At 69.2% G+C, this 19,144-nt stretch carries 17 protein-coding genes and 1 pseudogene; 5 read left to right on the plus strand and 13 right to left on the minus strand.

Translation table 11 applies throughout. The annotated features are described in order from the left end of the window. Positions 1 to 9 precede the first annotated feature (9 nt). The 6 genes from EV675_RS20325 to EV675_RS20350 form a co-directional block, all read right to left on the minus strand. Complete coding sequence (locus EV675_RS20325; protein WP_165404677.1) at positions 10 to 1,104, minus strand: DODA-type extradiol aromatic ring-opening family dioxygenase; 1,095 nt, start codon at positions 1,102 to 1,104, stop codon at positions 10 to 12. Then, entirely contained in the window at positions 1,101 to 1,580 is a 480-nt protein-coding gene (locus EV675_RS20330; protein WP_165404678.1) for a (2Fe-2S)-binding protein, read from the minus strand. The genes EV675_RS20325 and EV675_RS20330 overlap by 4 nt, the downstream gene beginning before the upstream one ends. After that, positions 1,577 to 2,425, minus strand: a complete 849-nt coding sequence (locus tag EV675_RS20335) for an FAD binding domain-containing protein (protein ID WP_130359257.1) — start codon at positions 2,423 to 2,425, stop codon at positions 1,577 to 1,579. The genes EV675_RS20330 and EV675_RS20335 overlap by 4 nt, the downstream gene beginning before the upstream one ends. Next, a complete protein-coding gene (locus EV675_RS20340) occupies positions 2,422 to 4,794 on the minus strand; it encodes a xanthine dehydrogenase family protein molybdopterin-binding subunit (protein ID WP_130359259.1) in 2,373 nt (790 codons plus the stop codon). The genes EV675_RS20335 and EV675_RS20340 overlap by 4 nt, the downstream gene beginning before the upstream one ends. A 2-nt stretch (positions 4,795 to 4,796) precedes the next feature. Next, on the minus strand, positions 4,797 to 5,804 hold the full coding sequence (locus EV675_RS20345; RefSeq protein ID WP_165404679.1) for a Bug family tripartite tricarboxylate transporter substrate binding protein: 1,008 nt from the start codon (positions 5,802 to 5,804) through the stop codon (positions 4,797 to 4,799). Positions 5,805 to 5,875: 71 nt separating this feature from the next. After that, positions 5,876 to 6,256, minus strand: coding sequence for a RidA family protein (locus tag EV675_RS20350; protein WP_130359263.1), 381 nt, complete (start codon positions 6,254 to 6,256; stop codon positions 5,876 to 5,878). 243 nt (positions 6,257 to 6,499) lie between these two features. Between EV675_RS20350 and EV675_RS20355 the strand changes: the two genes are divergently transcribed. After that, positions 6,500 to 7,414: a LysR family transcriptional regulator gene (locus EV675_RS20355; protein WP_130359265.1), complete on the plus strand. Its 915-nt coding sequence runs from the start codon at positions 6,500 to 6,502 to the stop codon at positions 7,412 to 7,414. A 9-nt stretch (positions 7,415 to 7,423) separates the two neighbouring features. Here EV675_RS20355 and bioD read toward each other — a convergent pair whose 3' ends face one another. From bioD to EV675_RS20370, 3 genes are read right to left on the minus strand one after another with little or no spacing between them, the layout of a single operon-like run. Further along, on the minus strand, positions 7,424 to 8,848 hold the full coding sequence (gene bioD, locus EV675_RS20360; protein ID WP_130359267.1) for a dethiobiotin synthase: 1,425 nt from the start codon (positions 8,846 to 8,848) through the stop codon (positions 7,424 to 7,426). After that, positions 8,845 to 9,513 (minus strand): alpha/beta fold hydrolase, encoded by a 669-nt coding sequence (locus tag EV675_RS20365; RefSeq protein ID WP_130359269.1) that lies wholly within the window; start codon positions 9,511 to 9,513, stop codon positions 8,845 to 8,847. The genes bioD and EV675_RS20365 overlap by 4 nt, the downstream gene beginning before the upstream one ends. Further along, entirely contained in the window at positions 9,510 to 10,712 is a 1,203-nt protein-coding gene (locus EV675_RS20370; protein WP_130359271.1) for an aminotransferase class I/II-fold pyridoxal phosphate-dependent enzyme, read from the minus strand. Before EV675_RS20370 ends, EV675_RS20365 begins: the two co-directional genes overlap by 4 nt. Before the next feature lie 99 nt (positions 10,713 to 10,811). Between EV675_RS20370 and EV675_RS20375 the strand changes: the two genes are divergently transcribed. Next, positions 10,812 to 12,095 carry an adenosylmethionine--8-amino-7-oxononanoate transaminase gene (locus EV675_RS20375; protein WP_130359273.1) on the plus strand — a complete coding sequence of 428 codons (1,284 nt, stop codon included), beginning with the start codon at positions 10,812 to 10,814 and terminating at the stop codon, positions 12,093 to 12,095. A gap of 1 nt (position 12,096) precedes the next feature. Here EV675_RS20375 and EV675_RS20380 read toward each other — a convergent pair whose 3' ends face one another. From EV675_RS20380 to EV675_RS20390, 3 genes are read right to left on the minus strand one after another with little or no spacing between them, the layout of a single operon-like run. Beyond that, positions 12,097 to 13,545: an NAD-dependent succinate-semialdehyde dehydrogenase gene (locus EV675_RS20380; RefSeq protein WP_242621508.1), complete on the minus strand. Its 1,449-nt coding sequence runs from the start codon at positions 13,543 to 13,545 to the stop codon at positions 12,097 to 12,099. Positions 13,546 to 13,596: 51 nt separating this feature from the next. Then, positions 13,597 to 14,574, minus strand: coding sequence for a Bug family tripartite tricarboxylate transporter substrate binding protein (locus tag EV675_RS20385; RefSeq protein WP_130359275.1), 978 nt, complete (start codon positions 14,572 to 14,574; stop codon positions 13,597 to 13,599). Positions 14,575 to 14,608: 34 nt separating this feature from the next. Next, positions 14,609 to 15,352, minus strand: a complete 744-nt coding sequence (locus tag EV675_RS20390) for an SDR family NAD(P)-dependent oxidoreductase (protein ID WP_242621509.1) — start codon at positions 15,350 to 15,352, stop codon at positions 14,609 to 14,611. 100 nt (positions 15,353 to 15,452) lie between these two features. On the opposite strand from EV675_RS20390, the gene EV675_RS20395 reads away from it, so the two are divergent. The 3 genes and pseudogenes from EV675_RS20395 to EV675_RS20405 all read left to right on the plus strand — a co-directional run bounded on the left by EV675_RS20395 (position 15,453) and on the right by EV675_RS20405 (position 17,572). Beyond that, positions 15,453 to 16,358 (plus strand): LysR family transcriptional regulator, encoded by a 906-nt coding sequence (locus EV675_RS20395; RefSeq protein ID WP_130359279.1) that lies wholly within the window; start codon positions 15,453 to 15,455, stop codon positions 16,356 to 16,358. A gap of 115 nt (positions 16,359 to 16,473) precedes the next feature. Then, a pseudogene (locus EV675_RS20400) lies at positions 16,474 to 16,668 on the plus strand (superoxide dismutase); the annotation flags it as partial. A gap of 7 nt (positions 16,669 to 16,675) precedes the next feature. Continuing rightward, a complete protein-coding gene (locus EV675_RS20405; protein ID WP_130359281.1) occupies positions 16,676 to 17,572 on the plus strand; it encodes a ZIP family metal transporter in 897 nt (298 codons plus the stop codon). 30 nt (positions 17,573 to 17,602) lie between these two features. Here the strand turns inward: EV675_RS20405 and ntrC are convergent, their stop codons facing one another. Then, positions 17,603 to 19,123 (minus strand): nitrogen regulation protein NR(I), encoded by a 1,521-nt coding sequence (ntrC, locus tag EV675_RS20410; protein ID WP_130359283.1) that lies wholly within the window; start codon positions 19,121 to 19,123, stop codon positions 17,603 to 17,605. Positions 19,124 to 19,144 lie beyond the last annotated feature (21 nt).

The raw sequence follows: 19,144 nt of genomic DNA on the forward strand, positions 1-19,144 counted from the left end.
GAAGAATCTCTATCCGGCCTGGCGGCGCTTGGCGGCCAGGCCGATCTGCATGGCCGCGCCCGAGGTCAGCAAGGCATGGATGCTGAAACGGTCGCGCAGGACTTCCCATTGCATGGCGCACAGCGCCTCGCGCTCGTCGTCTGCCAGAAGGAACGGCTGGCAGAAGGCCGCGGGGTCGTCCAGGAAACGTTCCGCCGAATCGGCCCGCGTACGCAGGGTCAGGACCGCTTCGGCCAGGCGGGCCCGCTCCGGCGGCATGGCCGGATAGCGCAGCGGGTCCCGCGCCGGCGAGGGTTCGGTCAGGTCCCACCCCGCCGAGGCATAGATGTGGTGCCACGACGGCTCCAGCAGCGCCGTGAACGGCGGCCGGTTCTCGCCCAGCGCCCCGGCCAGGATCAGCGGCGCGCGCAGCTCGACGTTGCCGGTGCGGTCCAGCTCCCAGTCGTCGTAGCTCAGCAGGTGCGTCAGGTGCCCGGCCTGGATCTCGGCGAAGATGCGCTGGTCGGCCTCCAGGTCGGGATGCGGATAGTGCACCGTGCCCGGGTAGTGGGACAGGCCGCCGCTGGCGATCAGCAGCGCGCGCTTGCCCAGGCGCTGCAAGGCGGTCTGCAGGGCGGCGCCGAAGGCGTAGCAGCGGCGCCCGCTGGGCTGGGGCGGCACGTAGGCGTTGACGAACAGGGCCACCAGCGGCACGTCGCGCCCGAAGCCCATGAATTCGTAGGGAATGGTGAAGGCCGTCTGCAGCTTGGCGTTCATGGTGAAGGCCAGGTCGAAGCCGGCGCGCTCCATTTCCGGAACCAGGGCGTAGCCGGTGTCGCCGTCGATGGCCCACATGCCGCGATGCTTGTGCATGCCGTCGGCTTCGTCGGCCACGTGCACGCAGAACGGCGGCACGCCGTGGGTGACGAAGTGGTCGCCGTGGTCGTTGGACACCATGACGATGCAATCGGGTTCGAGCGCCCGCAGCTGTTCGCCTATGGTTTCCAGCGAGCGGCGCACGCGGGCGACCTGCTCGAGGTCCTCGCTCTCGGGCAGGGACAGGAACTGCGGCGCGTGCGGCACGATGGCCGCGCCGACGATGCCGTAAGGGTTGGAGGATTTCACGCTTGCACCTCGGTAGTGGGTCGTTCTTCGTTGGCGACCTCGACGACGGCCGCCACGATGCCGTGATAGCCCGTGCAGCGGCAGATGTTGCCGGACAGGCACTGACGGATCGCCGGTTCGTCGCGCAACTGGCCACGGCGCACGATGTCGTATCCGCTCACGACCATGCCCGGCGTGCAGAAGCCGCATTGCAGGGCGTGGTGTTCGCTGAAGGCCCGGCGCAACCGGTCGGCGGTGGTGTCGCACAGCCCTTCCAGCGTCGTCACCGAGCAGCCGTCCACCGAGCCCGCCAGCGTCAGGCAGGCACGCACGACCCGGCCGTCGACGATGACGTTGCAGGCGCCGCATACGCCATGCTCGCAGCCCAGGTGCACGGAGGTCTGCCGGCACTGTTCGCGCAGCACGTCGGCCAGTACCGCGGACGGTTCGACGTCGAGTCCGGTTTCGCGGCCGTTCACGGTCAATGTGATGTTCATGCAGTCACTCCTTGCCATGCCTGTTCGACCGCCCGGGCCATCGCCTGCGCGTGGCGGGATGCCGCCAGCGGATCGATGTGCGGCCGGGCGGCCAGGATCTCGTCCAGGGCCGAGGCCGCGATGTCGCGCCTGGCGGGCAGCGCGCCCCCGGCGGCGGGCAGCCGTGCCGCCGTGGCCGGCAGCGCCAGCGGACCGGGGTCGATCGCGCCCAGCCAGCATGCCCACCGGCCATCCGCCCCTTGCAGGGCCAATGCGCTGGCCGAGGCGAATTCGCCGGCCCGGTGCATGAGCTTGCACCGGCCCCACCGCAGAAGACCGGATGCCCGCTCGGGCAGCGTGGCCGCCAGCGCGATCTCGTCCACCTGCACGTCGCTGTCCATCGCGCCCCGGATGAAGTCGCGCAGCGCAACGGCGCGCCGCCCACGCAGGCTGCCCAGTTCCACCGTGGCGTCCAGGGCGGTCAGCAGCAGCGGCCAGTCTCCCGCCGGATCGGCATGGACCAGACTGCCGACCACCGTTCCCCGGCCGCGCACCGGCAGGAAAGCGATGTCGGCGGCATGCGCCCGCAGCAGGTCGAACAGCACGCCGGCCTGCGTGCACCGCTCGACGTCGGCATGAGTGACGGCCGCGCCGATGCGCACGACGGGCGTGGTATCCAGGCGCGTCAGCGAGACCACCCGGGTGATGTCGATCAGCGCGTAGGGACGCAGCATGCGGTAACGCATCATGGGCAACAGGCTCTGCCCGCCGGCCAGGACCTTGGCATCGCTGCCCAGGGCGGCGCGCAGCGCCAGCGCCTCGTCCAGCGTGCGCGGCACGTGCAGCGCGAAAGGCGGCAGCTTCATCGCGCACCTCCCTGCCCGGCTTCGTGCAACTGGCGCAGCAGGTAATCGGGCGTGATGGGCGTGCGGCACACGTCCACACCCAGTTCCGCCAGCGCATCGCGCACGGCATTGGCGATGGCGGCGGGCGGCGCCACGGCGCCCCCTTCCCCCATGCCCTTCATGCCGAACTCGGAATGCGGCGACGGCGTGCTGAAGTGCAGGATGGAAATCGGCGGCACCTCGACCGCGCTGGGCACGGCGTAGTCGCCGAAGGTCACCGTTTGCGGCTGGCCGTTGCTGTCGTAGATCATTTCTTCATACAGGGCCTGGCCGATGCCTTGCGCGACGCCGCCGCGTATCTGGCCGTCCAGGATCAGGGGGTTGACCACGGTGCCGCAGTCCTCCACCACCAGGTAGTCCAGGATCCTGACGAAGCCGGTGTCCGGGTCGACGCTGACGCGCGCGGCATGCAGCGTGTAGGAAAACGTTCCGGTCTCGACGCCGGGCCGGTAATCGGCCTGGAACGAGAAGCCGGGGGAAATGGAGCGCGGCAGCTTGCTCACGCCCACGTAGGCGACGCGGGCCAGGTCGCCGAAAGACGTCGTGCCCTGCGGCGAGACGCAGGCGCCGTCGCGCACCTCGACCTGCGCGTCGTCCGTCTCGTGCAGCACGGCGTGGATGGCGCGCGCCTTGCCGACGATGTCGCGGCAGGCCATGGCCACCGCCCCGCCCGCCATCACGATGGAACGCGAGGCGACCGAACCCAGTCCGTAGGGCGCCGCCGAGGTATCGCCCTGGCGTATCCGTATCGCCGAGATGGGCAGCGTGGTGATCTCGGCCGCGATCTGCGCCAGGCTGGTGAAATGCCCCTGCCCGTGCGACAGCGTGCCGACCTCGATGACCAGCGTGCCGTCCATGTTCAGCGTGGCGCGCGCCGACTCGTGGCCATAGATCAGCGGCGAGCCCCGGCGGCGCCATTCCTCGGCGCCGTGCGCGGCCTGCTCGACCAGCATCGCATAGCCCACGCCCACCCGGCAGCCGTCCCCGGCCTGCCGCGAAACGGGCCAGTTCTCGGCCACGAAGCGCCCAGCGGCATCGACGATCTCGCGATAGTTGCCCGAGTCATAGGCCAGCCCCGTGGCCGACACGTAGGGCATCTGCGCCGGCGAGATCAGGTTGGCCCGGCGCACGTCCAGCGGGTCGGCGCCCAGTTCGCGGGCGACTTCCTCGATGATGCGCTCCATCGCGAAGCAGCCGCCCGGCCGGCCCACGCCCCGGTACGGACCCAGCGGGCTCTTGTTGGTGTGGATGCTGACGGCCTCGTAGCGATAGTTGCGGATGTCGTAGGGCCCCAGCATGACGTTGGTGGCCATGTTGGCCTCGATGGCCCCGGTGGAGGTCTTGGCCGAATAGGCCCCGGCGTCCACCACCACCAGCGCGTCCAGCGCGTGGATCCGGCCCGTGTCGTCGAAATAGGCGGTGATGCGCTGCTCGTGCTGACGGCTGTGGTTGCTGGCGACGAAATGCTCGTAGCGGTCCTCGATCCAGCGCACCGGCCGCCGCAGCTTCCAGGCCAGCGCGGTCACCAGCACTTCCTCGGGATAGAGATTGCTCTTGGAGCCGAAGCCGCCGCCCACGTCCGGCACGACCACGCGGATGTCGGCCTCGGTCAGGCCCGGAATCTGTTCGGCCAGGAAGGTGCGGATCAGGTGCGGACGCTGGCTGGACACGTGCACCACCATGCCGCCGGCCGGATCCGGATAGGCCAGGCAGCCCCGGCATTCCAGCGGGCTGGCCAGCACCCTGCCCATGGACAGGCGGCGCGTGACCTGCCGCAGGCCACGCGCGGCCGGATCGTCGATGATGGACTGCGCATCGCCCAGCGCGCGGCCGATGCGCATGACCAGGTTGGATTCCAGGTGGTCGTGCAGCGGCACGCCCGGATGCTCGACCTCGTCCCAGGCATCGACCACCGCGGCCAGCGGCTCGATGTCCAGTTGCACCTGCTCGGCGCGCTCCTCGGCCTCGGCCCGGGTCGCGCCCAGCGCCAGCACCACGGGCTCGCCGGCGAAACGCACCTTGCCGTCGGCCAGCAGCGGATACGGCGCGCCGTTGAACTCCGGACGCAACAGCGCGCAGTAGATGGGCAAGGCCAGGCCGGCGATGTCGGCCGCGGTCCAGAACGTCCCGGCCGGCAACTCCGGCGGCAGCGTCACGCCCTTCAGGCGGCCGTGGGCCACCGGACTGCGGCAGAACGCCACTTCCAGGCACCCGGCCACCTGGATGTCCGCCACGAAGGCGCCCCCGCCTGCCAGGTGGCGGGCATCCTCCACCCGGGCCAGCGGCCGCCCGATATGGGCGTAGCCACCGTCGACCTTGCTTTGCCCCATGCTCACTCCAGCGTCACCTTGGCATCCTTGATGATGCCGCCCCACATGTTGAAGTCATTGCGCATGCGCTTCTTCAGATCGTCCACCGAGGTGTCCATGGGCGCAAGCCCCAGGTCGATCAGCGAACTGCGCACGTCCGGCTTCTTCAGGATCTTGTTCACTTCGTCGTTGATGGAAGCAACCACGGCGGGCGGGGTCTGCGCCGGCGCCATCAGGATGAACCAGCTCGACAGCTCCTCGTCGGGCAGGCCGGACTCCTTCAAGGTCGGCAGCGCCGGCGTGCTCGGGAAGCGGTTGCGCGCCCCCACCATCAGCAGGCGCACCTTGCCGGCATCCACCATGGGGCGCAGCGGCGGGATGTTGTCGAAGCTGAAGTCGATGTCGCCCTGCGCCAGCGCCACCGATGCCGGACCGCTGCCCTTGTAGGGCGAGTGGACGGCCTTGATGCCGAGCTGCTTGATCAGCCATTCGGAAGCCAGGTGCAGCGTGCTGCCGGGACCCGCCGAGCCGAAGGTCACGCCTTTCTCGGTGGCGGCCTTGGCCTTGATCTCGGCGATGAAGTCCTTGACGTTGGTCGCCTTGATGCCGGGCCCCACGGCCAGGAACGGCGGCACTTCGACGATACCCACCACCGGTACCAGTTCCTTCATGGCGTCGTAGTCGAGCCTGGGGTACAGGTGCGCATTGTTGACGACCGAGGTGGTGGCCAGCAGCAGCGTGTAGCCATCGGGCGCGGACCGGATCACGTTGCGGGTCGCGATCTGGGTGCTGGCGCCGGGCTGGTTCTCGACCACCACGGCCTGGCCATAGACTTCCTGAAGTTTCCTGCCGATCAGCCGCGCCGTCACGTCGCTGCCGCCGCCCGCGGCGAAAGGCACGATGATCTTGATGGGACGGCTGGGATAGTGGTCGGCCGCCGTGGCAGTGGCGGCACAGACCGCGGCGGCGCAGGCAAGCACGGCACCGGCGGTGCGTCGCGCGAAAAGCGATGAACTCAACGACATCTTCATGTTCGATACCTTGAGCGAAGAGGGGAAAGGACGCATCGGCGGCACGCGGGGTCCGCGCGCCGCCAGCCTGCCTAGCGGGTCGCCACGACCTCGATCTCCAGCATCATCCCGGCGATCGCCAGGGGTGCCTCGATCGTGGTGCGGGCCGGAAACTTGCCTTCCTGGAAATAGCCGCGGTAGATCTCGTTCATCTCGTTGAAGCGGCTGATGTCGGTCAGGATCACGTTGGCCTTCACGACCTTGTCCAGCGAGCTGTCGCATTCGCCCAGGATCTGCTTGAGGTTCTTCATCACCTGGTGCATCTGCTCGGAGAAGGTCGGCGCCAATTGGCGGTTGGCGTCGAAGGGCGTGGTGCCCGAGACGAAGACGAAGTCGCCGGCGACGACCGCGTGCGAAAGCGGCGCCTTGGGCTTGGCGACGGCGTCGGACATGAAAATCTTGCTTGTGGACATGAGGGGCCTCGATAATGACTGGCGGGAAACGCTCGAACCGCCGGCTGCTGTGCCGCCACCTTGGCGTCAGTCTTGCCGGTCGCCGAAAAATTATCGGGAGATCGCCCCCCCCCAACAAGACAAGGGGCACGCACACCATGTTCTCGATCCGAGAACACCCGCACGCCACCGGGGCATGCGACGCTACATCCTTGGACATCGATCGCACGAGGGCGGTGCGCGGCACCGGAATGGGGAACCTGCATGAACCCGGCTGACCTGGCCAGCTTCTATGAAGTCGCGGTATGCAAGGGCATACGGCGCGCATCGGAACGGCTCGACATCGCGCCCTCGGCCCTGAGCAAGCACATCAAGCGGCTGGAAGGCGAACTGGGCATCAAGCTGCTGGACCGCTCCAGCCGCGGCGTCGTGCTGACGCCGGCGGGCGAGGTCTGCCTGCACTATGCCGAGGAAGTGCTGCACGGCCAGCGGCGCATGCTGGCCGAACTCGAGGCGCTCAAGGGCCTGCGCAACGGCCACGTGAAGCTGTATTCCACCGAGGGCCAGATCGAGTTCGTGACCCAGACCGTGGCCGGATTCCAGCAGCGCTATCCCGGCGTGACCTTCGAGATCGTCGTGGCCGGCACCGAGACCACGCTGGCCGCGGTCACCAGCGGCGACGCGGACCTGGGCCTGGCGTTCACCCCCACGCCGCACGACGCCATCGAATGCGCGCTACGCATCTCCGCGCCGCTGGAGGCGGTGATGGCGCCCACGCACGAACTGGCGCGCCGCAAGTCCATATCGCTGCGCGAGATGCTGAATCACCGCACGGCGCTGCCGGCCTCGGACTTCGGCATACGCCGCCTGATCGACTCCATCTGCGCGGGCGAACGCCTGCGGGTGGCGCCGGCGATGGTGACCAACTCCATCGCCGCGATGAAGAACTACGCGCGCAACCAGGGCGGCATCACCATCCTTTCGCACATGTCCATCCACCATGAACTGGACGCGGGCGACCTGGTCAGCATTCCGCTGTCGCATCCCATCCTGGGCAAGACCTGCGTGGACGTCTGCGTGCTGGGCCGCCGGCGCCTGCCGCAGGCCGTCAGCGCCTATCTGCAGCACATGCGCAAGCAGGTACGCACGTTGTATGGCCAGGACGGCGGCGGACGCTGAAGGCCGGCCTCAGGCGCCCGCGGCTCCGGCCGCTTCCAGCACCTGCTCCAGCGGTTCGATGCCGCGCGCCAGGGCAGCCACCACACCGGCATCGACGGCGGATAGACGCGGGATCTCGGCCAGCACGCGGACCTTGCCGAACTGTTCGATGCCGAGCCGGTTGCCCGCCGAGGGCTCGCCGCTCATCACCACGCCCGCCACCGGGATGCTGCGCGCGCGCAGGGCCTCCAGCGACAACAGCGTGTGATTGAGCGTGCCCAGCGTGCTGCGCGCCACCAGCACCACCGGCAGCCCCAGGCGGGCGATCAGGTCGATCATCGTCGCCCGCTCGTCGATGGGGACCAGCAGCCCGCCGGCGCCCTCCACCACCAGCGGCGCGCGCGTGGCGGGCAGCGCGATATCGGCCGCGTCCAGCGCCACGCCTTCCTCGCGCGCGGCCGCCCAGGGCGACAAGGGCGCCTGCAGCACCGCGTGGGGCGCATGGATGCGTCCGGGCGCAAGATCGGCCAGAAGCGCCACCGTGCCGGTGTCGTCGGGTTCGGTCGCCACGCCGGTCTGCAAGGGCTTCCAGTAGTCGGCCTGCCAGGCGCGCGCCAGCACGGCGGACACCAGCGTCTTGCCGATGCCGGTATCGGTGCCGGTGACGAACACGCCGCGCGGCGCCCCTCCCTTGTTCCAGGTGCCGTAGGCCAGGTGGTAGGTCACGCTTGCTCCCTGAGTATCGAAACTGCGCAGTATCCGTTTGAACGTGGCCGGCGGCAGCGGCCGGCGGCCCGGCGCGGGCGCATCCGCGCCTATCGCCTTGAGTCCGCGCAGGAACGCCATGCCGTCGCGATGGGGCTGCACCCGCCGTTCGGCCCGCATGATGCGGCGCAGGCCGGGCAGCGCGGCGCCTATGTCCGCGGGACGGGGATAGTCGCGAACCGCGGCGTCCACGCCATGGTTCTCATGCGCGGCCCGCCATTCGGCGAAGGTGCCGTCGGCCAGCGTGGCCACGGCCATCCAGCCGCCCTCGGCCAGCAGGCCGCCCAGCCGCGCCAGCCCGGCATCCAGGTCGCCGAACCATTGCACGGCCATGCTGGAACAGATCAGGTCGAACTCGCCCAGCCCCGCATCGGGATGCTCGCCGTCCATGGCCAGGAAACGACAGGTGCCGGGCAACGCCAGCCGATGCCGCGCGGTCTCCAGCATGGCGGGCGAGATGTCGGTCAGCGTCCACCGCGCGGGCCCCAGCCGGCGCGCCAGGGCCTCGGCCAGGAAGCCCGTGCCGCAGCCTATCTCCAGGATGCGCGGGCGATCCGGCAGCGGCAGGCGGACGATGCGCGCGGCCAGTTCCTCGGCCACCTCGCGCTGCAAGCCCGCATGGCGCTCGTAGCGCTCCGCCGCATCGCCGAAGCGGCGGGCCACGGCCCGCCCATGGACGTGCGCCGTCATGCCGGATCCACGGCACCCGCATGTTCACGCGCGAACATGCGAATCTGGTTGGCGCACCACTCGGGGTGTGTCAGCGGCAGCAGGTGTCCGCCGCCCGCGCACCAAGCGACCTCGCCGCCGAACGAGGCGGCAGTGAGCGCCGGCGCGACGACCGGATCGGCATCGCCGGCCAGGACCCGGACCGGCACGCGCCGCCCCGCCCAGGCCGCGCGCGCATCGCCCTCGCACAGATGGCGCAGGCCGGCGGCCAGGGCGTCCCCGTCCAGCGCGCCCGCGTCGACGGGCTCCTCGGCGCCGCAGCGCCGGCGGAATTCGCCCACCACGGCCGCGGGATCCGCCGCCAGGCGCGCCAGCATGCGGTCCAGCACCCTGGGCGCCACCCCTTGGGGAAAATCGGCGGCGGCCGAGAAACGCGCGAATCCGTTGATCAGGACGAGGCCGCGGCAGCCGCCGCCCGCCTCCTCCAGGCCGCGCATGGCGCCCAGCGAATGCCCCACCGCCACATAGGCCGGCGGGCGTCGGGCCGCAACGGCGCGGCCGAAGTAGCCGGCATCGTCGGCGTGGATCTCCCAGCCGTCCAGATGCGCGCGCATGGGCGCCCAGGTCGAGGCATCGAAGCCCCACCCATGCAGGAGCACCAGCGGCAGGCGCGCGCCGCCGGTCATGGCCGGCCTCCGTTGCCGCCCGCGGTCCGTGCGCGCAATTCGGCGATGGTGCCGGCCAGGCGGGCCACGTCCGCTTCCTTGTGCGCGGCGCTGAGCGCGATCCGCAGCCGGCTGGTGCCCGCCGGAACCGTGGGTGGACGGATCGCCACCGCCAGCAGGCCCCGTTCGCGCAACCCATCGCTCAAGGCCAGCGCCGCGCCGGCTTCGCCCACGATGGCGGGCACGATCTGCGTCGACGACGCGCCCGTCTCCAGCCCCTGCTCCGCCAGCGCCCGCCGCAGTCCGTCGCCCAGGCCCGCCAGCAGTTGCCGCTCGTCGTCCATGCCTGGCACGAGATCGAGCGCGGCGTCGATGGCGGCCAGCACCGGCGGCGGCAGGGCCGTGGTGTAGATGAATCCCGAGCAGACGTTCACGAGGTAGTCGCACAATTGCCGCGAGCCCGCCACGTAGGCGCCGAAGCTGCCCATGGCCTTGCTGAAAGTGCCCATGGCCAGATCCACCCTCCCCCCGCCCAGGCTGGCCAGCCCGGCCCCGCTCGGCCCCAGCACGCCGGTGGCGTGGGCCTCGTCCAGGTAGACGAAGGCCCCGTGGCGTTCGGCCACCCGGCACAGCGCGGCCACGTCGGTGCGGTCGCCATCCATGCTGAACACGCTTTCCGTCACGATCAGGCGCGGCCCCGGCTGGCCGGCACGCTCGGCCAGCAGCGCATCCAGGTGATCGAGATCGTTGTGCCGGAAGCGTATCTGCCGCACGCCCGCGGCCTGGCAGCCGTGGTGCAGGCTGGCATGGTTCAGCCGGTCGCAGAACACCAGCGGGTCGCCCTGGCCCGGCACGCGCAGCAAGGCCGGCAGCACGGCGGCGTTGGCCTGCCAGCCGGAGGCGAACAGCAGCGCCGCCTCGGTCCCCTTGAAGCGGGCCAGCTTGGCTTCGACGGCCTGGTGCAGGTCGAGGTTGCCCGACACCAGGCGCGAGGCGCGCGCGCCGGCGCCATGGCGCGAAGTCCAGTCGGCCACGCGCTCGGCCAGCAAGGGATGCCTGGCCAGGCCGAGATAGTCGTTGCTGGAGAAATCGACGACGTCATGGCCTTCGAACGTCACATGCCCGCCGCGCGCCGCGGCGGCGGTGCGCAAACGGCGCCGCGTCTGGCGCTGCGCGGCGCGGTCGAGCTCTTGGGTAAACAGGGAATCGAATATGGACATGGTCCAGCGGTGCGCCCGAAGGCGCCCGCACCGTAGAATGCGTGTCATTGTAGAGGAACGACCGGCCCGGCTTCCCGCCCTGGCCGGCGCAGGACGATCATGCACACACCCGCTCCCGCCTGGGCCGCCGACGGCGCCCGCCACGTCTGGCTGCCCTATGCGCAGATGAAGACCGCCGCGCCGCCGCTGCCGGTGGTGCGCACCCACGGCAGCCGCATCGAACTGGCCGATGGCCGCAGCCTGGTGGACGGCGTGGCCTCGTGGTGGACCGCCTGCCACGGCTACAACCATCCCGCCATCGCCCAGGCCGTGCGCGGCCAGCTCGATGCGATGCCCCACGTGATGTTCGGCGGGCTGACGCACGAACCCGCGGCGCGGCTCGCGCAGCGCCTGTGCGCGCTGCTGGGCCCGGGCTTCGAGCGCGTGTTCTACACCGACTCGGGTTCCGTGGCGGTCGAGGTGGCGATGAAGATGGCCGTGCAGTTCTGGCTCAACCAGGGCGAACGCCAGCGCTCGCGCTTCCTGGCCTTTCGCGGCGGCTACCACGGCGACACCTTCGGCACGATGGCGGTCTGCGATCCGGAAGACGGCATGCACAGCCTGTTCCGCGGCCTGCTGACCCAGCACGTGATGGCGCCGCTGCCGCGCGACGAGGCCTCGCAGGCCGAGCTGGACGCCCTCCTGCGCCAGCACGCCCACGAACTGGCCGGTATCCTGGTCGAACCCCTGGTCCAGGGCGCCGGGGGCATGCTGATGCACCCGCCCGAAGTGCTGGCCCGCCTGCGCGCGCTGGCGGACCGCCACGGACTGCTGCTGATCTACGACGAGATCTTCACCGGCTTCGGCCGCACCGGCACGATGTTCGCGTTCGAGCAGGCCGATGCCCGGCCCGACATCGTCACGCTGTCCAAGGCCCTGACCGGCGGCACCCTGCCGCTTGCCGCCACCGTGGCCAGCCGGCGCGTGTTCGACGGCTTCTGGTCCGACGATCCCGGCCACGCCCTGATGCACGGCCCGACCTTCATGGGCAACGCCCTGGCCTGCGCCGCCGCCAACGCCTCGCTGGACCTGTTCGAAAACGAACCGCGCCTGGAGCAGGTCGCGACCCTGTCCCGCGCGCTGGAAGCCGGCCTCGCGCCTTGCCGCGAGCTGCCGTGGGTGCGCGACGTACGCGTACTGGGAGCCATCGCCGCGGTCGAACTGGCCGCACCGTTCGACCGCGACGCGCTGCGGGCCAGGCTGGTCGAGGCCGGCGTCTGGGTGCGGCCCTTCGGCAACATCGTCTACCTGACGCCGGCCTTCACCATCGGCCGGGACGACCTGGACTTCCTGATCGCCGCGGTGGCGGGCGTCGTGCGGACCATGCGCCCGCCCGCCGCCTGAATCAGGCCAGCGAAACCAGCTTCGTCACCAGGCAGGCCTCGAGCCCCTCGATGCCATTCTCGGCGCCATGGCCGCTTTCCTTGACTCCCAGGAACGGTGCATCGGGAACCGAGATCATGAAGGAATTGATGGCCAGCATGCCGGCCTCGACCTCCTGGGATACCCGCCTGACCACGTCCGTCGAGCGAGTGAACGCATAGGCCGCCAGGCCGAACGGCAGCCGGTTGGCCCGCGCGATCACCTCGTCCGTGGACGTGAAGGAGTTCAACAGCGCCAGAGGGCCGAACGGTTCTTCGTTCATCACTCGGGCTGACTCCGGCACGTCGGCCAGCACCGTCGGCTCGAAGAAATAGCCGTCCGCCTCGATGGCCTTGCCGCCGCTGACGAGGCGGCCGCCGCCGTCCAGCGCGTTTTCGATCAGGCCTTCCAGGGGAGCCCGGCGCCGGTCGTGCGCCAGCGGGCCCATGCGGGTGCCTTCGGCCAGCCCGTCGCCCACCGGAATGGCCCGCACCCGCTGCCGGAAGCCGCTGACGAAGCGCTCATGGATGCTTTCATGGATATAGAAGCGCGTGGGACTCACGCACACCTGGCCGGCATTGCGATACTTCGAGGCGACGGCCAGGTCCAGTGCCTGTTCGACGTCGGCATCGCCGAACACGAGCACCGGCGCATGCCCGCCCAGCTCCATGGTGGTGCGCTTCCCGGAGGCCGCGGCGAGTTTCATCAGATGCTGCCCGACGGGAATGGATCCGGTGAAGGACACCTTCCGTATGACCGGCGACGCGAGAAAATGCTCGGAAACCGCCGCCGGCACGCCGAACACGACGGACAAGACCCCGCGCGGCAGGCCGGCCTCCAGCAGTGCCCTGGCCACTTCCAGCGCCGCCGCGGGCGCCTCTTCCGCAGGCTTCAGGATGCAGGGGCACCCGGCCGCCAGCGCCGACCCTATCTTGCGGGCCGCGTTGACCGTCGGAAAATTCCAGGGTGCGAATGCCGCGACAGGCCCGACCGGCTCCTTGACCACCATGAACTGGGTCTTGCCCAGCCCCGATGGCAAGATCCGTCCATACGCGCGGCGCCCCTCTTCCGCGAACCAGTCGAGCGTCTCCGCGGCCAGCGCCGCTTCCTGGCGAGACTCGGCAATGGGCTTGCCCACCTCCAGGGTGATCAGCCGGGCTATCGGCTCGAGGCTGCCGCGCATCAGGTCGGCGGCCCGGCGCAAGATCCTCCCCCGATCGACCGGCGCCACCCGCCGCCATGCCATGAAGCTCCTTTGCGCGGCTTCAAGCGCATCGTCCAAATCCTGCCGGCTTGCCAGCGGAAGCAGGCCCAGCGCACCGCCTGTCGCGGGGTTCACGACCGGCATGGCTTCCCGGCCATCGAGCCCTCGGGGATCGCCCCCGATCAGCAGTTCCGGCTGCCGGTATGTATCGGTATTTCCCAGTTCCAAGATTCCATCCTCAAAGATTTCCCGACGGTCGGTCCAGACACGCGGCCGCGCCTACTGATCCAGCGTCAGGTTGTTTTCCTTCACGATCTTCGCGTAGGCCTCGGACTCCTTGCGGATCAGCGCCGAGACTTCCTGAGGCTTGATCAGCAGCGGCATGTAGCCGAACTGGATCATCTTCGGCGGCACGTCCGCCTGGCTGTAGATGGCGGCCACATCCCTGTTGACCTGATCGACCAGCGCCCTGGGCGTGCCCGCAGGCGCGAACAGCCCCACCCATCCCGACACCTGGAAACCTGCCGGCCCGCCGCTTTCGCCGACCAGCGGCACGTCCGGATAGGCGGCAAGACGCTCCGTGCCAGCCCAGCCGATGAACTTGAGCTTGCCCGCCTGCTGCAACGGACCTGCGCTGCCCGGCGTCCCGAATGCCCAGTCGACGTCACCGTTGGCAACGGAGGCATACAATTGGCCCACGTCCTTGAACGGGACATGCGTCATATGGGTGCCCGAAGCGGTCTCCAGTGCCGCGCCGGCCAGATGCGCCACGCTTCCGATCTGCCACGAACCGTACGTCACCCTGCCGGGAGCCGCCTTCGCGGCGGCCAACAGATCGCCGGCGCTGTTCCATTTCGATTGCGACGACACGGCGATGAAGAAGTTGCTGTGATGCAGGGGGATCACCGGCACGAAATCCTTCTGGGCGTCGTAGGGCATCTTCTTGTAGAGATGCGGCACCGCGGTGAAGTTCAGGCCATCCGCATGGAAGAGCGTATAGCCGTCGGCAGGCGAACGCATGACGTCGGCGGCCGCGATGAAACCCGTGCCCCCGGGCTTGTTCTCGACGACGACGGCCTGGCCCCACGACTTGGACAGGCGATCGGCCACGATGCGCAACATCGCGTCGGCTCCCGATCCGGTGGAAAACGCCGACACGATGCGGACCGGCTTGGCGGGATATTTCGGCGCCTGGCCAAAGGCCGGCGTGTTCGCCAACATGAATGCCGCCGCGGCGGCCGTGATTGTCTTTTTCATTGTCTCGACTCCTGGTTTCTGGTGGTTCTTGTGATCAGACGAAGATGGCTCCGCCGTCGACGACGAGCGTCTGGCCCGTCATGAATGCCGCATCGGGTCCCAGCAGGAACGAGGCCGCGCCGACCAGGTCTTCCGGCATCTGGTCCCGCTTCAACGCCCGCGCACTCTTGCCCACGTCGCGGAACTGATCGACGTGCTCCTTGTTCGTCAGGATGCCGTCCGACAGAGTGAATCCCGGGGCGATCGCATTGACCGTGATCCCCGCCGGCCCCAGTTCCCTGGCCAGGCTGCGCGTGAGCGCGATCACCGCGCCCTTGCTGGCCACGTAGTGAGGCATCCCGGTCACCCCTTTCAAAGGCGAGGTGGACGCGATGTTCACCACACGCCCACCGCCGCCCTCCCGCATGGCTGGCGAACACGCCTTGATGCCCAGGAACGGACCGGCGGTGTTGACTGCCATGACCTGCATCCAGTCTTCCTTGGAAATCTGCGTGAACGGCTGCATGGGCAGGCTCGCGAACATCGCCGCGTTGTTGACCAGTCCGTAGAGCGCATTTCCTTTCGCGGACAGGTCTTCGACGATGCGCCTCCAATCCGCCTCCTCCGTCACGTCGCCGGAATAGCCGGTCGCGCTCAGTCCCTCGCGTGCCATCGATGCCGCGGCCTGCTCGGCGCCCGTGCTGTCGAGAATGGCGACGTCGAACCCGTCGGCCGCGAAACGCCGTGCGAACGCCAGCCCTATGCCTCTGGCCGCTCCTGTAACGATGATGCTCCTCACTGCTTGCGCTCCTGGCTCCTCGTTTACGATGCGCGCAGTATGCGTAAGGCAGAGCGGCACTGAATATTGCTTTTTCCGGTGGGCGCCATTAAGTTTCGGCATGACCATCCACATCCGCCCTCTCGATGCCTTTCTTGCGGTTGCCCAGTACGGCACCCTGGGGCGCGCAGCCCAGAAACTCAACATCACCCAGCCTGCCCTGAGCCGGACCATACGCAAGCTGGAAGAGCAGATCGGCATGCCGCTGTTCGAGCGCTACCTGACCGGCATGAAGCTGACCGCCGCGGGCGAGACCCTGCTGCCCCGCGCGGCGTTGATCCAGAAAGAAGCCGAGGCCGCTACCGAAGAAATCGACGAACTGCGCGGCCTGGCACGCGGTACGATCCGCGTTGGAGCGATCGCCAGCGCGGTCGGACAAATCCTCCCCCAAGCCATCGCCCAGGTACTGGAACAATGGCCCAAGCTGCAGGTGCATATCGTCGAAGGAATCGCCGATGTGCTCGTCGATGCGCTCGTCAACCGGGAGGTCGACCTTACCGTCGGCGCTTCCATGCCCGCCAGTCCCGACATCTGCGCGATCCCGGATTGCCATTGGGAAGACGCGAGCTACATCGTCGCCGCGCCGTCCCACCCCTTGCGCGCCAACAGCGTCATCACCCTGGCGGACACCCTGGACTACAAGTGGGTGCTATCGCCCGAAGGGACCGCCCCCTACGAGGACTTGTCCAAGGAATTCGCCAAGGCCGGATTGCCCATGCCGGGGGTGATCGTCAATACCCGCTCGAACATCACGAACAAGAGCCTGATCTCGCACGGCGGCTTCCTCGGGTGGCTGGCTGAACCGCTGTACGAGCCGGAACGGCAGGCAGGCTGGATAGACCGGCTACCGGTGGCCGGCGTGGTCAAGCGCCGCCAATTACAGGTCTACCGGCGAAGCCACGGGCTCTTGCCCCAGCCCGCGGTGAAGCTTCTGGACGTCCTGCGCCGGCTCACGTCTCGGCGTTGATGCGACGAAGTCCCGCCTCTTCCTTCAGTCGGCCTTTTTATTCTAAAATATAAATGATTATCATTACCAATACGGGCAGACGATGGAGATCCACTACACCAGGCACCACCAGACCAAGCTGGCCGTGGAAAGCACGGGCAACCAGGACTGCCCGCTCATGGCTGGTAACACGCCGATACTGGGTCTGGACGTATGGGAGCATGCATACTACTTGCGCTACCAGAACCGGCGTCCCGAATACATTGCCGCTTTCTGCAACGTGGTGAACTGGGATGAAGTCGAACGGCGCTACCGACAGGCCCAAAGCTGAGGCCCCCATGACGACGGCCAACCGAACCGCCTCCCCTGGACAGGTGCTGCGCCGGACCGTGGGCGCCGCCATCGCGCTGCTGGGCCTGGCGGTGCTCGGGTGGCAGCTGTGGGTGCGGATGGCCACCGATCCGGTGGTGCTGGAAGCCCTGATAGGCGGCATGATGGCCGCCGGCGCAACCGCGCTGGGGGCCGTGCCCGTGCTGTTCTCCCAGCGCCTGTCCGATCGCGTGCAGGACAGCCTGTTCGGCTTCGGCGCCGGTGTCATGCTGGCGGCCAGCGCCTTTTCGCTGGTGGTACCGGGCATAGAAGCCGCGAGGCTGCAAGGTGCCGGCCCCTGGGGCGCGGGCCTGCTGATGGGCGCGGCCATCCTGCTGGGCGCCGCCCTGCTGCTGGCGATGGAACGCTACCTGCCCCACGAACACTTCATCAAGGGGGTCGAAGGCAAGCATTCGCCGCTGGCCGTGCGCCGCACGTGGATGTTCGTGTTCGCCATCGCCCTGCACAACCTGCCCGAGGGACTGGCCATAGGGGTGGCCTTCGCCGGCACCGATCCGCTGCGCGCCTCGGCGCTCACCACCGGCATCTCGATCCAGGACGTACCCGAAGGGCTGGTCGTGGCCGTCGCGCTGCTGGGCATCGGCTACAGCAAGGGCTTCTCGTTCGTGCTGGGCGCGCTGACGGGGCTGGTCGAACCGATCGCCGCCGTCATCGGCGCCTCGGTCATCTCCTACTCCGCGATGCTGCTGCCCTGGGGGCTGGGCTTCGCGGCCGGGGCGATGCTGTTCGTGATCAGCCACGAGATCATCCCCGAATCGCACCGCAAGGGGCACGAGGTCTACGCCACCTGCGGCTTGATGGTGGGCTTCGTCATCATGATGCTGCTGGACACGGCGCTGGGCTGACGGCAAGACCGCCGCCCGGCGCCGCCGGCGTCAATCGTCGTCGTCCAGGCCCAGGTCCTGGATCTTGCGCGTGATGGTGTTGCGGCCGATGCCCAGCTTGAGAGCCGCCTCGATCCGCCGGCCCCGGGTGGCGCGCAGCGCGGTCGAGATCAGCATGCTTTCGAACTGGCGCGTCAGGGTCTGCATGATGTCGGGCTCGCCCCGCTGCAGGCGCTGCTCGACGTCGCTCTGCAGGCCGCCCAGCCACGGATTCGGACGCTCGGCCACCGCCATGCCGCCGGCGGCGCGCGCCGTCTCGGCGCTCGGTGCCGCCAGCACGCCGCGATCCGTCGCCAGCGCCTGCATCGTCGCGCCGACCGCGCCCGGAGCCGGCGTGCCATGGCCCTCGGCCGGCATCTTTTCCAGGAGTTCGGGCGGCAGGTCCTGCACATCCACCGTCTGCGCCGGCGCCATCACGGTCAGCCAGTGGCAGACGTTCTCGAGCTGCCGCACGTTGCCCGGAAACGGAAAGCGCGACAGCGCCGCCAGCGCGGCGGGCGTGAAGCGCTTGGGCTCGACGCCCAGGTCGCGCGCGCTGCGCGCCAGGAAATGGCGGGCCAGCAGCGGGATGTCCTCGGCCCGCTCGCGCAGCGGCGGCAGGCGCAGGCGGATCACGTTGAGCCGGTGGAACAGGTCCTCGCGGAACAGGCCCTGCTTGACCCGTTCTTCCAGCGGCTGGTGCGTGGCCGCGATGACGCGCACGTTGGCATGCACGGGGCTGTGTCCGCCCACGCGATAGAAGCTGCCGTCCGACAGCACCCGCAGCAGACGCGTCTGCAACTCGGCGGGCATGTCGCCGATCTCGTCCAGGAACAGCGTGCCGCCGTCGGCCTGCTCGAAGCGGCCGCGGCGCATGCTTTGCGCGCCGGTGAACGCGCCGCGCTCGTGGCCGAACAGCTCGGATTCCAGCAGGTCGCGCGGAATCGCGGCGGTGTTGATCGCCACGAAGGGGCCGGAGGCCCGGGCACTGTGCCGATGCAGTGCGCGCGCCACCAGTTCCTTGCCGCTGCCCGATTCGCCGGTGATCATGACCGTGACCTGCGACTGCGACAGGCGGCCGATGGCGCGGAACACTTCCTGCATGGCCGGCGCCTGCCCCAGGATCTCGGGCGTGCCGACCAGGGTCTCGTCGGCCGAGGCCTCCTCGCGCAGGCTTTCCTCGACGGCACGCCGGATCAGTTCGGTCGCGGTGTCCACGTCGAAGGGCTTGGGCAGGTACTCGAAGGCGCCGCCCTGGAAGGCCGACACCGCGCTTTCCAGGTCGGAATACGCCGTCATGACGATCACGGGCAGCGCCGGGAAGCGCCGCTTGACCGCCTGCAACAGTTCGATGCCGCCGGCGCCGGGCATCCGTATGTCGGTCACCAGCACCTGGGGTACGTCGTCGTTCAGGGCGTCCAGGGCCTCGCGCGCGGTGCCGAAGCTGCGGCTGGGCAGGTTCTCGCGGGCCAAGGCTTTTTCGAGCACCCAGCGGATCGAACGGTCATCATCTACGATCCAGATCGGTTTCATCGCTGCCTTCCTAGGTACGCT

Source organism: Pigmentiphaga kullae, from assembly GCF_004216695.1.
GTDB lineage: Bacteria > Pseudomonadota > Gammaproteobacteria > Burkholderiales > Burkholderiaceae_B > Pigmentiphaga > Pigmentiphaga kullae.

Excerpts from the sequence above, each read along its gene's own strand:
- EV675_RS20330 (WP_165404678.1), bottom strand. The coding sequence starts at position 1,580 with ATGAACATCACATTGACCGTGAACGGCCGCGAAACCGGACTCGACGTC.
- EV675_RS20335 (WP_130359257.1), bottom strand. The coding sequence starts at position 2,425 with ATGAAGCTGCCGCCTTTCGCGCTGCACGTGCCGCGCACGCTGGACGAG.
- EV675_RS20340 (WP_130359259.1), bottom strand. The coding sequence starts at position 4,794 with ATGGGGCAAAGCAAGGTCGACGGTGGCTACGCCCATATCGGGCGGCCG.
- EV675_RS20345 (WP_165404679.1), bottom strand. The coding sequence starts at position 5,804 with ATGAAGATGTCGTTGAGTTCATCGCTTTTCGCGCGACGCACCGCCGGT.
- EV675_RS20350 (WP_130359263.1), bottom strand. The coding sequence starts at position 6,256 with ATGTCCACAAGCAAGATTTTCATGTCCGACGCCGTCGCCAAGCCCAAG.
- EV675_RS20355 (WP_130359265.1), top strand. The coding sequence starts at position 6,500 with ATGAACCCGGCTGACCTGGCCAGCTTCTATGAAGTCGCGGTATGCAAG.
- bioD (WP_130359267.1), bottom strand. The coding sequence starts at position 8,848 with ATGACGGCGCACGTCCATGGGCGGGCCGTGGCCCGCCGCTTCGGCGAT.
- EV675_RS20365 (WP_130359269.1), bottom strand. The coding sequence starts at position 9,513 with ATGACCGGCGGCGCGCGCCTGCCGCTGGTGCTCCTGCATGGGTGGGGC.
- EV675_RS20370 (WP_130359271.1), bottom strand. The coding sequence starts at position 10,712 with ATGTCCATATTCGATTCCCTGTTTACCCAAGAGCTCGACCGCGCCGCG.
- EV675_RS20375 (WP_130359273.1), top strand. The coding sequence starts at position 10,812 with ATGCACACACCCGCTCCCGCCTGGGCCGCCGACGGCGCCCGCCACGTC.
- EV675_RS20385 (WP_130359275.1), bottom strand. The coding sequence starts at position 14,574 with ATGAAAAAGACAATCACGGCCGCCGCGGCGGCATTCATGTTGGCGAAC.
- EV675_RS20395 (WP_130359279.1), top strand. The coding sequence starts at position 15,453 with ATGACCATCCACATCCGCCCTCTCGATGCCTTTCTTGCGGTTGCCCAG.
- EV675_RS20405 (WP_130359281.1), top strand. The coding sequence starts at position 16,676 with ATGACGACGGCCAACCGAACCGCCTCCCCTGGACAGGTGCTGCGCCGG.
- ntrC (WP_130359283.1), bottom strand. The coding sequence starts at position 19,123 with ATGAAACCGATCTGGATCGTAGATGATGACCGTTCGATCCGCTGGGTG.